Genomic DNA, 15017 nt, shown 5'->3' on the forward strand with positions numbered 1-15017 from the left:
CCCGGTATTGGCATCGGAGTATCTCTAGAAAAATACCTATCAATATTTTCCAGCCGGACAAAACCGAAGTTTCTGTGGCAATGGTTGCCCTTGTGCCTGTTTTTCTGTAAAATTAAACGAAGTGTAAAATGGAACTATTACATAAACAGACAAATATCCGCAAAATGTTAACTTGAAAAAGGAGAGATAAACATGGCAAAGGTGTACGTTTTTGATCATCCTTTGATTCAGCATAAGCTTACTTACATACGTGACAAAAGTACAGGAACAAAGGAATTCCGTGAGCTTGTTGATGAGGTCGCTACACTGATGGCGTTTGAAATCACACGGGATATGCCGCTAGAGGAAATTGAAATTGAGACACCGGTCAGCACGACCAAATCCAAAGTACTGTCCGGCAAAAAGATCGGTATCGTTCCAATCTTGCGTGCGGGGATCGGGATGGTCGACGGAATCCTGAAACTGATCCCGGCTGCCAAGGTCGGGCATATCGGTCTGTATCGCGACCCCGAGACTTTAATGCCGGTTGAATATTATGTAAAGCTGCCAAGTGATGTCGAAGAACGGGATTTCATAGTCGTTGACCCAATGCTTGCCACTGGAGGCTCTGCAATCGAAGCCATCACTTCACTGAAAAAGCGCGGCGGCAAAAACATCAAGTTCATGTGCCTTATCGCTTCCCCTGAGGGAGTCGAAGCGGTGAAACAAGCCCACCCCGATGTCGATATTTACATTGCCGCCCTGGATGAAAAATTGAATGACCACGGCTATATTGTGCCCGGCCTGGGAGATGCCGGCGACCGCTTGTTTGGAACGAAATAAGGAAGGTGTTTTAATTGAAGCAGCCGATAAAAGTCATGACCATTTTCGGGACAAGGCCAGAGGCCATCAAGATGGCTCCGCTTGTCCTGGAATTGCAGAAACAGCCTGAACACTTCGAATCGATTGTCACAGTCACGGCCCAGCACCGGCAGATGCTTGACCAGGTACTGGACATTTTTAAGATCACACCTGATTATGACCTGAACATCATGAAAGACCGCCAGACACTTGTCGACGTGACGACAAGGGGGCTAGAAGGGCTTGACCGGGTCATGAAAGAGGTGAAGCCGGATATCGTCCTCGTCCATGGGGATACGACAACCACATTTGTTGCGAGTCTTGCTGCTCTTTATAACCAGATAACTGTCGGCCATGTCGAGGCAGGTTTGCGGACGTGGAACAAGTATTCTCCGTTCCCGGAGGAAATGAACCGCCAGCTGACTGGTGTCATGGCTGATCTGCATTTTGCGCCGACAGCAATGGCAGCTGATAATCTGCTGCGCGAAAACAAAAGCCAGGAAAACATCTTCATTACCGGAAATACAGCGATTGACGCCCTTAAAACAACGGTAAAAGAAACATATCACCATGAGGTGCTGGACAAGGTAGGGGATGACCGCCTGATCCTGCTGACCGCTCATCGCCGTGAAAATCTTGGTGACCCGATGAGGAATATGTTCCGGGCGATTAAAAGAATTGTTGATGAGCAGCCTGATGTCCAGGTTGTGTACCCGGTGCATTTAAATCCTGTAGTGCGCGAAATTGCTTCTGAAATTTTAGGGAATGACCCACGCATCCATCTCATTGAGCCGCTTGACGTCATTGATTTCCATAACTTCGCTTCCCGTGCGTTCTTGATCCTCACCGATTCCGGCGGCGTGCAGGAAGAAGCTCCATCTCTTGGTGTACCAGTATTGGTGTTGCGCGATACGACCGAGCGTCCGGAAGGAATCGAAGCCGGGACGCTTAAGCTGGCCGGCAACCAGGAAGAGCCAATCTATGAAATGGCAACAGAACTTCTTAACAGCCGGGAGGCATATGAAAAAATGGCGGGTGCTGTCAACCCGTATGGTGACGGACTTGCATCAAAGAGGATTGCAGACGCAATCAGATATTACTTCAAGCAGCTGGATGACCGCCCTCGGGAATACCAGCCGAAATAATCGTGCAGAAGATGACCATTTTTTAGCGGTCATCTTTTTTTAGGTTAATAACTGTAAAACTTTTACATATACAGGGAATATATTAGAAATTAGTCGGATTAAAAGTAAAGTTACCGGGATAATATGAGCAGTTACCGGGAATAAAACTTGAGTTACCAGGATAAAGTGAGCGAGGTATGGTTTAACTACATGTAAAATGCATCTTCACACATACGATAGCCCGGCCAACAGCTGAAAATCAATCCGCGAACGAAAAAAAGTCCATATTCTAACCAAAACCAAGCCCATTTATCGCAAAATGTAACCATATTAAAACCACCCTGGTATAACCATCATCCTTATGCGCGAACAAAGCATAGTAACCTCCGTTATTTCATCATGCATACTCTGTCCAATCAAGGAAAACCATATGAAAAAAGAGAGAGGTTACAACATGAAACGTGTTATCTGCATCCTGTCGATTATTTTCCTGTCTGCAGCCCGGCCTGCAACACTCCGTCATCCTCCCATCCCTACAGAACCATCGGACAAGAACATTGTCGCAATTGTGCTAACTGAAGGCCTGTCCACCCACCAAACTGCGAGAACCCTGCTGGCACAGTTTCCCGAAGTTAAGCTCCGCCATGTTTTCAAGCATGCGGTAAACGGGTTCTCGGTAGAAGGAACCCTCTCCGCGCTTGACAGACTGTCCAAAAAAAGCGATGTCAATCTAGTTTCACCTGTAAATACATACAGGGTCGAGTCTGACGATAAACTTCACCAGCAAAGGATCAGGCCAGAAATAAAACTGGTGCCACCGGTCGAGATACGCAAAACCGAATCCAATGAAAATTTTAAAATGATCGGCAGTGAAGCTGTGCGCGGAATTTATGATAAAAACGGGGATCGCCTTTCAGGAAAAGGAGTCAGGATCGGGGTCATTGACACGGGTATTGACTATGAACACCCGGACCTAAAAAGAAATTATGCGGGCGGCTATGATGTCGTTGACGGCGATAGCGACCCAATGGAAACGAAGGGCTCTCATGGCCATGGAACTCTTCACGGAACACATGTTGCTGGAATTATTGCTGCGAATGGCAGGATGCGGGGGATGGCTCCCGATGCCCAAATCATTGCCTACAGGGCGCTCGGGCCGGGGGGGACAGGAACAACCGAGCAAGTACTGGCTGCCATCGACAGAGCGATAGAAGATAGGGTTGATGTATTAAATCTATCACTCGGAAACAATGTAAATGGCCCGGATTTGCCCATTAGCCTTGCGATTAATAAAGCAGTGGAAGAAGGTGTCACAGCCGTAACATCCTCGGGAAATTCGGGGCCAAATAAATGGACAGTCGGTTCACCAGGGACGGCTTCTAAAGCGATATCCGTCGGAGCATCCACCCCGCCCCTGAAGGTTCCCTATTTAACAGTGCCAGGCATCATCGGAAAAATCAGGCTCGAACCACTGCAGGGTTCGCACGAATGGAAGTTGGACAGAGGGATTGAAATGATAGATGGCGGAATTGGTCGTAAAAAAGACATGCAGAATGCCCGCAATAAACTGGTACTGATTAAACGGGGAGAACTGACCTTTACGGAGAAGGCAAAAAATGCGTTCCAAGCAGGAGCATCAGGTGTCATCATTTTTAACAACACGGCGGGAAACTTTTTTGGAAACATGGAGAAAGACGTCAAAATACCAGTTGCCGCAATAACAAAACGGCAAGGGGAAGCTATTCTCAAACACCTCAAAAAAGGAGTGCTCATCTCAAGAATGCTATTAATAGAAGAGAAAGATATTCTGGCGTCATTCAGTTCACGCGGGCCGGTAACAGTCAGCTGGGAAATCAAACCTGATGTTGTAGCCCCCGGAGTGGCAATCAACAGTACAATTCCAGGGGGATATTTATCGTTGCAGGGAACAAGCATGGCAGCCCCGCATGTGGCCGGGGCCTGTGCATTGATTAAACAGGCCCACCCGGAATGGACCCCTTTACAGATTAAGGCAGCCTTGATGAATACCGCTGTTCCGATCACCGACCAAATGGGAAAACCTTACCTTACATACGAACAGGGAGCAGGGCGCATCCAGGCAGATGCGGCTGTAAAAGCCCAAACTCTGGTCTCGCCGGCATCGATTCAATTTGGCAAATTCCAGCTGGCAGAACGGATGCACCAACACATGGCCTTACTGGAAGTACAAAACAACGGCAAATATACAAAACATTATTCATTTTCAATACCCTCTCAGCAAGAGGGTATTCAGTGGGAGATCCCGCTGTCGTTTTCGGTTGCACCCGGAGCCGCGAAAAAAGTCAAGGTCGGAATAAGGGCAGAACCGGAAAAGTTAAGCCGAAAGCTTTATGACGGCCACATCATCCTGAATGAAGGTTCAAATCCAATTCGCATACCTTATCTTTATGTTCTCCAGGAGCCTGATTACCCACGCGTGATGGGTTTTGACTTTGCGCCGGCAGACACAGCAGGAGCCTACCGTTATGAAGTATATCTCCCAGGGGGAGCAGAGGAATTCGGCATAGCCCTTTTTGAACCCGGAACCTACCGTTTTGCCGGATACCTGGATTGGGCACGAAAATTGAACAAAGGAATGCTGCAAAAAGAAATCCCTGTCTCCAGGCTGCCTCGTGAAGGAATATATCTTGCGAAGGTTTTCGCAAAGAAAGCAGGCCGGGAAGACATTCTCGAAGCGATGATTCAGATCCTGCCAAAACCAGAAGAGTAAGAGGCTCTGAACCACCTTGAAAGTGACCGTACAGGATTTCCAAAACAGCTCGCCCGGCCAGCAGGCATGAAGATTTCCGCTGGCTGGGAAGCCAGTATTTACAACGGAAAAAATGTAAATTTTTGATATGTTCAATGGTGAACTTTTTGCCGTTATTTGATTGACATTGACAGACGCCTATTGTATGCTTACAAAGGGCAAGAAATGAGAAGGTTTTCAATATCGTTTGAATAGTTTCTTACATTTTCATAATACTAATATTTTAATAATAGCCTCGCTACCATCCGTTCTCAGCATGTGAGGATGTGCTGCCATGCGTAAAAACGAACGCCGCCCTTACCAGGCGATGGCGTTGATGTCCGCGATACTTTCTCAGTTGGCAGGTTCCGCTTTGATTGGTATTTTCTCCGGAAGATGGCTGGACCGCTCCTTTGGTACAGAGCCTCTTTTCTTAATTTTCGGATTGCTCACCGGACTGGCAGCCGGAATTTATGCCATGCTGCGCCTCGTCCAACATTTCTTCTCGGGAGACTAAACCTATCATGCTCGAAATCAACGATATTTTTACCCGGCAAAGAAAGTACATATTTTATCTGCTGTCGGTGTACGTGCTTGGCTGGGGATTCACATCCTATAAATCTGTATATCTGGGCCTGATTCTTGGTACAAGCCTGAGCCTGTTTAATTTATGGCTTCTTGCCAGAAGAACCAGAGGATTTGGTGATGCTGTCCTTGAAGGCAGGAGGGTTCGTTCCCTTGGTTCCTTATCCCGGATGGCCTCAGCTGCGCTCGCTGTCATGATCGCGCTCAGGTATCCGGACACGTTCCATTTTATCAGTGTAGTTTTGGGATTAATGACATCTTATATTGTCATTATGATAGATTTTTTAGTTCGATCCATTTATTTACGTAGATAAGCGGGGAAGAGAGGTGAATTACTGGTGCATCATGAAGCTCCTGTAGTCGAAATATTTGGCTTATGGTTCAACCTGGCCAACATGCTGATGATTACGATAGCGAGCGTTATTGTTTTCATTATTGCCGTTCTTTCCACTCGTACTCTGGCAATGCGGCCTACCGGACTGCAAAACTTTTTCGAATGGGTCATGGATTTCGTCAAAGGAATCATAAACAGTACGATGGATTGGAAGGACGGGGGAAGGTTCCATGTGCTCGGGATTACATTAATGATGTATATCTTCGTGGCAAATATGCTTGGACTTCCGTTTTCGGTCGTCATCGACGACAAGCTCTGGTGGAAATCTCCAACAGCCGATCCGGTTGTCACTTTGACACTGGCTACAATGGTTGTCGGGCTTTCACATTATTATGGCGTCAGGCTGAAAGGGACATCAGAATACGGGAAAGAGTTCTTCAGGCCGTTCTGGTTCATGTTCCCGATCAAGATCATTGAAGAGTTTGCGAACACTTTGACTCTTGGTCTTCGTCTTTACGGAAACATTTACGCGGGTGAGATCCTGCTCGCACTTATCGCAGGGGGCCTTGCAACCGGAGTGGGCGGACATTTGGCCGCAATCGTTCCAATGATTGCATGGCAAGGATTTTCCATCTTTGTCGGCTCGATCCAGGCGTTTATTTTTACAATGTTAGCAATGGTTTACCTGTCTCACAAAGTGAGCCACGACCATTAATATATACCTGCCCGATTCCGGGCAAAACAGTTAAATCAAATATATTTTTCATACATTAAGGAGGAACTTAATAATGGGTCTTTTAGCAGCAGCAATTGCAATCGGTTTAGCGGCACTAGGTGCTGGTATTGGTAACGGTCTTATCGTATCTCGTACAGTTGAAGGTATCGCACGCCAGCCAGAAGCTCGCGGTATGCTCCAGACAACAATGTTCATCGGGGTTGCGTTAGTTGAGGCGGTTCCTATCATCGCGGTTGTTATCGCATTCATGGTTATCGGCGGCTAATAATAAAGTTAAACTGCATTTTAAAATGGCGAAGATCATTCCGCGCGAACCTTCGCCATTCATTTATGTCCTTATAATGGTTTGAAATGCGTTTCCGCATATTCCTTCCCGGCTTGAAGGCTTTTGCCTATTTTAAGCCCGGGCTGCAAATGGCGAATCCATACGAACCTCTTCTTATGAATGACTCTTGAAGGGAGTGAATCGAGGGTGTTAACAATGAATTTTGTATTGGGAGCAGCCGCTGAAGCTGGAGAGCACGGCGTCCATTTTAACGGCGGGGATATTCTGTTCCAGCTTATTATTTTCATCGTTTTGTTGGCATTGCTTAAAAAGTTTGCATGGGGTCCGTTGATGGGCATCATGAAAGAGCGTGAAGAGCATATTGCGAACGAAATTGACGCGGCTGAAAAGAGCCGTGCTGAAGCACATAAATTGTTGGAAGAACAGCGTGAGCTTTTAAAGCAAGGGCGCCAGGAAGCCCAGGGTTTAATTGAAAACGCCCGCAAGCAGGGAGATGTCCAGCGTGACGAAATCATAGCCCTGGCACGCACTGAAGCTGAGCGGATCAAAGAAGCTGCAAAGCTTGAAATTGAACAGCAGAAAGAGCAGGCTGTCGCTGCTATTCGTGAACAGGTAGCTTCATTGTCTGTCCTGATCGCTTCCAAAGTAATTGAGAAAGAATTGAGTGCAGCGGACCAGGAGAAGCTCATTAACGAATATATTCAAGAGGCAGGAGAAGGCCGATGAGCAACTCCACTTTAGCAAAACGCTACGCGCTGGCGCTTTTCCAGATCGCTTCTGAACAAAAGCTTTTAAATTCCGTGGAAGATGAACTTCGCGTAGTAAAAGAAGTTTTTAATAGCAATCCGGACTTAGTTGCTGTCCTTAAATCTCCTAAACTTCCGGTTGACAGGAAAAAAGAGATGCTGAAGGCAGCTTTCGCCTCTGCAAGTGTGTATGTTCAAAACACTTTGATGGTTTTAATTGACCGTCACCGTGAAGACCAGATCACAGAGGTCGCAGACCGTTTTATCGAACTGGCCAATGAAGAAAGAGGAATCGCCGAGGCTGTTGTATATAGTGTGCAGCCGTTGACCGATCCTCAACGTGAAGCCCTTTCGATAGCGTTTTCCGAAAAGGTAGGCAAACAATCACTTCGTATTGAAAATGTTGTCGATTCCAATTTGTTAGGCGGAGTAAAGCTGAGAATTGGAAACCGCATTTTCGACGGAAGCTTACGTGGTAAGCTTGACCGTCTCGAACGTAAATTATTGGGCTAAGATTCATAGATAGGGGTGAAACTCATGAGCATCAAAGCTGAAGAAATTAGCGCGCTGATAAAACAGCAGATTGAAAATTATCAGTCGGAAATTCAAGTGAGTGATGTAGGTACAGTCATCCAGGTTGGTGACGGTATCGCCCGTGCTCATGGCCTCGACAATGTCATGGCTGGGGAGCTTGTTGAATTTTCAAACGGCGTTATGGGTATGGCGCAAAACCTTGAAGAAAATAACGTCGGTATCATCATCCTTGGACCTTTTGCGGATATCCGTGAAGGCGATGAAGTACGCCGTACCGGCCGCATCATGGAGGTTCCTGTAGGAGACGAATTGATCGGACGTGTCGTAAACCCTCTTGGACAGCCGGTTGACGGCATGGGTCCTATCAATACGACAAAAACCCGTCCAATTGAATATAATGCACCTGGTGTCATGGACCGTAAATCTGTTCATGAACCACTGCAGACTGGAATCAAAGCGATTGACGCCCTTGTGCCAATCGGCCGCGGACAGCGTGAGTTGATCATTGGTGACCGCCAAACAGGTAAAACATCTGTTGCAATCGATACAATCCTGAACCAAAAAGGGCAGGACATGATCTGTATCTATGTTGCAATCGGACAAAAAGAATCTACTGTACGTAATGCAGTAGAAACACTTCGTAAGCATGGTGCACTGGACTACTCAATCGTAGTCACAGCATCTGCTTCCCAGCCAGCACCGCTGCTGTTCCTTGCGCCATATGCAGGGGTTTCAATGGCGGAACAGTTCATGTATGAGGGCAAGCATGTATTGGTCGTGTATGATGACCTTTCCAAGCAAGCTGCAGCTTACCGTGAGCTTTCACTATTGCTGCGCCGTCCTCCAGGCCGTGAAGCTTATCCAGGTGATGTATTCTACCTGCACTCCCGCCTGCTTGAGCGAGCTGCAAAGCTGAGCGACGCTAAGGGTGCCGGATCGATCACTGCATTGCCGTTCATTGAAACACAGGCCGGTGACGTTTCCGCTTATATCCCAACAAACGTTATCTCAATTACAGACGGACAGATTTTCCTTCAGTCCGACCTGTTCTTCTCCGGCGTGCGCCCGGCAATCAACGCAGGTCTTTCTGTATCCCGCGTTGGTGGATCCGCGCAAATTAAGGCGATGAAAAAGGTTTCCGGAACACTGCGTCTTGACCTTGCTTCATACCGCGAACTTGAAGCATTCGCCCAGTTCGGTTCCGACCTTGACAAAGCAACCCAGGCCAAGCTTAACCGCGGTGCCCGTACTGTTGAAGTCCTTAAACAGGACCTTCACAAGCCGCTTGCGGTTGAAAAGCAGGTTGCCATTCTTTATGCACTGACACGCGGCTTCCTGGATGATATCCCGTTAGCGGACATCCGCCGCTTTGAATCTGAATTCCATACATGGTTAGACCACAACCGCAAAGAGTTGTTAGACCATATCCGCACCACAAAGGAACTTCCTGCAGATGAGGATATGAATGCTGCAATCAACGACTTCAAAAAGACGTTTGCAGTATCCGAGTAATGCATTTTAGCTATGAGTATTGGAGTGCGGGGAATCCATCAGATTCACGGCGCCGCACACATCCATTACGGCATAGCTGGACATTGGTCTAACGAAACTTTAAGGATAGGTGGTGAGAACCTGTGGCATCTTTACGCGATATAAAATCCCGGATAACTTCTACCAAAAAGACGAGCCAGATCACGAAAGCAATGGAAATGGTGTCTGCTTCCAAATGGAACCGCGGGGTAATGAATGCGAAGGCATTTGTGCCGTACATGGAAAAAATCCAGGAGGTTACGGCGTCCATCGCCATTGGCAGCAAGGATGCAAGCCACCCAATGCTGACTACTCGTCCGGTAAAGAAAACCGGTTATCTTGTAATTACTTCAGATCGCGGACTGGCAGGTGCTTACAACAGTAACGTTCTTCGCCAGGTTTACCAGACGATCCAGAATCGCCATAAATCAAATGATGAGTTTGCGATCATTGCCATCGGCAGAGTCGGCCGTGATTTCTTTGTGAAACGCGGCATGAATGTGGTGCTTGATATCGTAGGGGTTGCGGACCAGCCATCCTTCATGGAAATTCAAGACATCGCCAGCAAAACCGTCGGCATGTTCTCAGACTTTACCTTTGATGAGCTTTATATTTACTACAGCCATTATGTGAGCGCCATTCAACAGGATGTGACCGAGAAGAAGCTGCTTCCGTTAACGGACATAGCGGCATCAACGAAGCTGACATCCTATGAATTCGAGCCGAATGCTGAAGAGATCCTTGATGTGCTCCTGCCTCAATATGCCGAGAGCCTGGTATATGGGGCTTTGTTGGACAGCAAGGCGAGTGAGCACGCCGCGCGTATGACTGCGATGAAGAACGCAACGGACAATGCGAAAGAGCTGATCAATTCGCTCAGCCTGAGCTACAACCGCGCACGCCAGGCGGCGATCACGCAAGAAATCACTGAAATCGTCGGTGGAGCAGCGGCACTCGAATAAAAAGCAGAATCGACAAATATGGGGATGTAGGCTGAAAACCTGCATCCCATCATGATGTATATTGAACGATAACGTTAGGAGGGAAACAGATGAACAAAGGACGCGTTCTTCAAATTATGGGTCCGGTAGTTGACGTGAAGTTTGACAGCGGCAATCTGCCAGAGATCTATAACGCTCTTAAAATTGTTAATAAAGCACGCAACGAATCTGAAGTTGACATCGACTTAACCCTTGAAGTAGCACTTCATTTAGGTGATGACACAGTCCGTACGATTGCGATGGCGTCTACAGACGGTTTAACCCGCGGCCTTGAAGTGGTTGATACTGGTGCTGCAATTTCCGTTCCTGTTGGAGATGCGACATTGGGACGTGTATTCAACGTATTGGGTGACACAATTGACCTTGATGCAGCAATCCCGGCAGACACACGCCGCGATGCCATCCACAGGGAAGCTCCAACGTTCGAGCAGCTGTCTACAGAAGTTGAAATCCTTGAAACTGGAATTAAAGTAGTAGACCTTCTTGCCCCGTATATCAAAGGTGGTAAAATTGGTCTGTTCGGCGGAGCCGGTGTTGGCAAAACCGTTTTAATCCAGGAATTGATCAACAACATCGCCCAGGAGCACGGTGGTATTTCCGTATTCGCCGGTGTAGGTGAGCGTACCCGTGAAGGTAACGACCTGTACCACGAAATGTCCGATTCAGGCGTTATCAAGAAAACGGCGATGGTTTTCGGCCAGATGAACGAGCCGCCTGGTGCACGTATGCGTGTTGCCCTGACAGGTTTGACAATGGCTGAGTTTTTCCGTGACGAACAAGGCCAGGACGTTCTTTTCTTCATGGACAACATCTTCCGTTTCACGCAGGCAGGTTCCGAGGTATCCGCCCTGTTGGGACGTATGCCTTCGGCGGTTGGTTACCAGCCGACACTTGCAACCGAAATGGGCAGATTGCAAGAGCGTATTACATCAACTAACGTAGGTTCTGTTACATCAATCCAGGCGATCTACGTGCCAGCCGATGACTATACAGATCCGGCTCCGGCCACTACATTCGCCCACCTTGATGCAACGACCAACCTTGAACGTAAGCTTTCTGAAATGGGTATCTACCCTGCGGTGGATCCACTTGCTTCGACTTCCCGTGCCTTGACACCGGAAATCGTTGGGGAAGAGCATTATAATGTTGCCCGCCAGGTTCAGGCAACCCTGCAACGCTACAAAGAACTTCAGGATATTATCGCGATCCTCGGTATGGATGAGCTTTCTGATGATGACAAGCTTGTCGTGCACCGTGCGCGCCGCATCCAGTTCTTCCTGTCACAGAACTTCCACGTTGCCGAGCAGTTTACCGGCCAGCCGGGATCTTATGTGCCAGTCAAAGAAACAGTCAAAGGCTTCAAGGAAATCCTTGAAGGCAAATACGACCACCTTCCAGAAGATGCATTCCGTCTAGTAGGACGTATTGAAGAAGTCATCGAGAATGCAAAACGCTTGGGTGTAGAGGTTTAATACGGACCAGGAGGGTAAAAAATGAAGACGATCAAAGTCAGTGTTGTTACTCCTGATGGGCCGGTTTACGAATCCGATGTGGAAATGGTCAGCACTAAAGCACAAACCGGTGAGCTTGGCATTTTGCCTGGGCACATCCCAATGGTTGCCCCGCTGCAGATTGGTGCAGTGCGACTGAAAAATGGCAATAAGACAGAGTATGTTGCTGTCAGTGGAGGCTTCCTTGAAGTTCGTCCCGACCAGGTAACCATTCTTGCCCAAGCCGCGGAACGGTCAGATGACATTGATGTCGACCGTGCATTAAGGGCTAAAGAGCGTGCCGAACAGCGCCTTCGTGAAAGGCAGCAGGAAAATGTTGATTTCAGGCGTGCTGAGCTCTCTCTTCAGCGTGCGATGAACCGTATCTCGGTAGCTGAGCGCAAAATATAATCAACAATCGAACACCTTCCGGATTTCCGGAAGGTGTTTTTGCGATGAGGATAACTTCAGTTATAATTTAAGGAAGTTGAAAGGAGAATCGGCATGGTACGATTTGGTGTAATCGGAACCAATTGGATTACTGACCAATTGCTTGAGTCAGTAGGCGGTATTCCGGATTTTGTCCTGTCCGCTGTTTATTCGCGCACAGAACAGAGGGCGGTAGAGTTTGCAAAAAAATACGGTGTACATACAATTTTTACAAATTTGGAGGAGATGGCTGAAAGCGATGAGATCGACGCAGTGTATATCGCCAGCCCGAATTCGTTTCATGCGCAGCAGGGTATCCTGTTTTTGAACAATGGAAAGCATGTATTATGCGAAAAACCACTTGCTTCTAATACAGCTGAATTGGAATTGATGTTTCAGGCAGCAAGGAAAAATCAAGTTGTGTTGATGGAGGCATTAAAAACGACATTGTTGCCGAATTTCCAAAGCATTCAGGACAATTTGCATAAAATTGGGAAAGTACGCCGTTATTTCGCCAGCTTTTGCAAATATTCTTCCCGCTATGATGCCTATAGGCAAGGCACAGTGCTTAATGCGTTCAACCCGGCTTTTTCAAACGGATCACTGATGGATCTCGGAGTCTATTGCATTTACCCTATGGTTGTTTTGTTTGGGGAGCCTGACCGGTTAAAGGCTGAAAGTTTGATGCTCGAGAGCGGAGTAGATGGTGAAGGCAGCCTGCTGTTACACTATGGCAGCATGGACGCGGTCATCATGCATTCAAAAATCACAAATTCTTACCTGCCGGCCGAGATACACGGAGAAGACGGCACAATCATTATTGATCAAATCTCAGTTCCTGAAAAAGTCGAGATACGCTACAAAAACGGGGAAAGGGAAATCATCAGCAGAACACAGGATCATCCGGCCATGCATTATCAGGTACAAGAATTCATTGACTTAATTAAGACGGGGAAAACCGAGTCTCAAATAAATTCCTATCACCGTTCCAGAATAACCGCGCAGATAGTGGAAGAAGCACGAAAGCAAACGGGGATCATTTACCCCGCAGATAAAAGATGACCAAATCAGGGCTGCTGAAAAAGCAGTTCTTTTTTGTATGCCCGAGCTTTAGCCGCTAGCCACATCATACAGCCAAAAAAATTCACAGTGAATGAAATTTATTAACAATTGTTGACAAAAATCACTGGCATTGCTAAATATTTGGATTTTAATAAAAGAGAGAACAAGTAACCGTCTGAATTCAAACTAATGGAATAATAGAGGTCTTTCCATACTAATTATGAATGAGGACGAGTCACTGAAGTTCTGGTGCTTTTTTTATAACTCAAACTTTTTTTAGCTGTAGATAAATTCTGGATATATTCAAGGGTTTATCGACACACAAATGTAACAATGATATAATTGTTATCGGTTACAAATTTAAAAAGTATGAAAATTTTACAACATTGGAGGGATGGACATGGAACTACTAAACTTATATCAAAATAACTATTTGATAGTCTTTGTGTTCCTATGTCTCGGGGTGTTATTGCCTGTGGTGGCATTGTTTCTTGGAAGATTGCTTCGTCCGTACAAACCGATAGAAACAAAATACACCACCTATGAAAGCGGAATTGAACCATTCCATGATTCACGGGTGCAGTTCAATGTCCGCTATTATATTTTTGCCCTTATGTTTGTGGTTTTCGATGTAGAAACAGTATTTCTGTATCCATGGGCAGTTGCCTATGAAAAATTGGGGATTTTTGCGTTAATTGAAATGCTCATTTTTGTGCTGATGCTGGTTATTGGGCTTGTCTACGCATGGAAGAAGAAGGTGCTGAAATGGACTTAAAACTCGACAATATTTCACCAAGAGAAATGGATGAGCTGAAGAGAAGTGTTTTTTTAACAACATTGGAACAGGTAAAAGGCTGGGCCCGCAGCAACTCGTTGTACCCAATGACGTTCGGGCTTGCTTGTTGTGCAATTGAAATGATGGGTGTAGGTTCTTCCCATTATGACCTGGACCGCTTTGGATCATTTTTCCGGACCTCGCCCCGGCAGTCTGATGTCATGATTGTATCGGGAACAGTTACAAAAAAGATGGCTCCAATCCTCAGGCGGCTGTATGATCAAATGCCTGAACCGAAATGGGTGATCGCCATGGGTTCGTGCGCAACTGCGGGCGGGCCATATATCAAGTCGTATTCGGTTGTAAAAGGGGTCGACCAGATCGTTCCTGTCGATGTCTACATACCTGGCTGTCCGCCGAATCCTGCAGCATTGATTTACGGGATTAATAAATTAAGAGAGAAAATCCGTTACGAGGCGAAGACCGGGAAGAAGGTGATCTAATCGATGAGCGGGGAGAAGGATCTGGAGCAGCTAAAGAGAGAAGCTGCCGCAAAAGCAAAAGAACTGGCCAAACAGCGCAGGGCGGGAATCAAACCTGACGGGCAGACTGATCAGTCACAGCCCGTAAACCAGGAGGAGCCAACAAATCCAAAGGAAGAAGATTTAGATCTGGCGAAAAGGAAGGCAGCTGCAGCGGCGAAAGCAAAAGCAGCAGCACTCGCAAAAATGAAGGCGAACGAGCAGGCTGAAGGAACCACGCCACCAGGTGGAGACGA

The 15017-nt window shown here is 47.0% G+C and carries 16 protein-coding genes and 1 pseudogene; all 17 read left to right on the forward strand.

Annotated elements, in window-relative coordinates; translation table 11 throughout:
- The first annotated feature begins 192 nt into the window (after positions 1-192).
- Positions 193-822, forward strand: coding sequence for a uracil phosphoribosyltransferase (gene upp, locus CVD19_RS11560; RefSeq protein ID WP_101582015.1), 630 nt, complete (start codon positions 193-195; stop codon positions 820-822).
- A 14-nt stretch (positions 823-836) separates the two neighbouring features.
- On the forward strand, positions 837-1985 hold the full coding sequence (gene wecB, locus CVD19_RS11565) for a non-hydrolyzing UDP-N-acetylglucosamine 2-epimerase (protein WP_101582016.1): 1149 nt from the start codon (positions 837-839) through the stop codon (positions 1983-1985).
- A gap of 433 nt (positions 1986-2418) precedes the next feature.
- The gene (locus tag CVD19_RS11570; RefSeq protein ID WP_101582017.1) at positions 2419-4713 is read left to right on the forward strand and encodes a S8 family serine peptidase; all 2295 of its coding nucleotides are present in this window, start codon (positions 2419-2421) and stop codon (positions 4711-4713) included.
- A 313-nt stretch (positions 4714-5026) separates the two neighbouring features.
- Entirely contained in the window at positions 5027-5248 is a 222-nt protein-coding gene (locus CVD19_RS11575) for an AtpZ/AtpI family protein (protein ID WP_101582018.1), read from the forward strand.
- Between the two features lie 7 nt (positions 5249-5255).
- Positions 5256-5630 carry an ATP synthase subunit I gene (locus CVD19_RS11580; protein ID WP_101582019.1) on the forward strand — a complete coding sequence of 125 codons (375 nt, stop codon included), beginning with the start codon at positions 5256-5258 and terminating at the stop codon, positions 5628-5630.
- 24 nt (positions 5631-5654) lie between these two features.
- Positions 5655-6365 carry a F0F1 ATP synthase subunit A gene (gene atpB, locus CVD19_RS11585; RefSeq protein WP_101582020.1) on the forward strand — a complete coding sequence of 237 codons (711 nt, stop codon included), beginning with the start codon at positions 5655-5657 and terminating at the stop codon, positions 6363-6365.
- A 73-nt stretch (positions 6366-6438) separates the two neighbouring features.
- The gene (gene atpE / locus CVD19_RS11590; RefSeq protein ID WP_101582021.1) at positions 6439-6651 is read left to right on the forward strand and encodes a F0F1 ATP synthase subunit C; all 213 of its coding nucleotides are present in this window, start codon (positions 6439-6441) and stop codon (positions 6649-6651) included.
- A 207-nt stretch (positions 6652-6858) separates the two neighbouring features.
- Positions 6859-7398 carry a F0F1 ATP synthase subunit B gene (locus CVD19_RS11595; RefSeq protein ID WP_101582022.1) on the forward strand — a complete coding sequence of 180 codons (540 nt, stop codon included), beginning with the start codon at positions 6859-6861 and terminating at the stop codon, positions 7396-7398.
- The gene (locus tag CVD19_RS11600) at positions 7395-7931 is read left to right on the forward strand and encodes a F0F1 ATP synthase subunit delta (RefSeq protein ID WP_101582023.1); all 537 of its coding nucleotides are present in this window, start codon (positions 7395-7397) and stop codon (positions 7929-7931) included. The genes CVD19_RS11595 and CVD19_RS11600 overlap by 4 nt, the downstream gene beginning before the upstream one ends.
- A 24-nt stretch (positions 7932-7955) precedes the next feature.
- On the forward strand, positions 7956-9464 hold the full coding sequence (atpA, locus tag CVD19_RS11605; RefSeq protein ID WP_101582024.1) for a F0F1 ATP synthase subunit alpha: 1509 nt from the start codon (positions 7956-7958) through the stop codon (positions 9462-9464).
- A 122-nt stretch (positions 9465-9586) separates the two neighbouring features.
- The gene (gene atpG / locus CVD19_RS11610; RefSeq protein WP_101582025.1) at positions 9587-10444 is read left to right on the forward strand and encodes an ATP synthase F1 subunit gamma; all 858 of its coding nucleotides are present in this window, start codon (positions 9587-9589) and stop codon (positions 10442-10444) included.
- 89 nt (positions 10445-10533) lie between these two features.
- On the forward strand, positions 10534-11955 hold the full coding sequence (atpD, locus tag CVD19_RS11615) for a F0F1 ATP synthase subunit beta (RefSeq protein ID WP_101582026.1): 1422 nt from the start codon (positions 10534-10536) through the stop codon (positions 11953-11955).
- Between the two features lie 21 nt (positions 11956-11976).
- Positions 11977-12384, forward strand: a complete 408-nt coding sequence (locus CVD19_RS11620) for a F0F1 ATP synthase subunit epsilon (RefSeq protein WP_101582027.1) — start codon at positions 11977-11979, stop codon at positions 12382-12384.
- Positions 12385-12477: 93 nt separating this feature from the next.
- Positions 12478-13464 (forward strand): Gfo/Idh/MocA family protein, encoded by a 987-nt coding sequence (locus CVD19_RS11625; RefSeq protein ID WP_101582028.1) that lies wholly within the window; start codon positions 12478-12480, stop codon positions 13462-13464.
- 400 nt (positions 13465-13864) lie between these two features.
- Positions 13865-14239 carry an NADH-quinone oxidoreductase subunit A gene (locus tag CVD19_RS11630; protein WP_101582029.1) on the forward strand — a complete coding sequence of 125 codons (375 nt, stop codon included), beginning with the start codon at positions 13865-13867 and terminating at the stop codon, positions 14237-14239.
- The gene (locus CVD19_RS11635) at positions 14230-14742 is read left to right on the forward strand and encodes a NuoB/complex I 20 kDa subunit family protein (protein WP_142383521.1); all 513 of its coding nucleotides are present in this window, start codon (positions 14230-14232) and stop codon (positions 14740-14742) included. The genes CVD19_RS11630 and CVD19_RS11635 overlap by 10 nt, the downstream gene beginning before the upstream one ends.
- A gap of 3 nt (positions 14743-14745) precedes the next feature.
- Positions 14746-15017 (forward strand): annotated as a pseudogene (locus CVD19_RS11640) (NADH-quinone oxidoreductase subunit C); the annotation flags it as partial.

Origin of the sequence: Bacillus sp. T33-2, from assembly GCF_002860205.1 — a bacterium.
GTDB lineage: Bacteria > Bacillota > Bacilli > Bacillales > Cytobacillaceae > T33-2.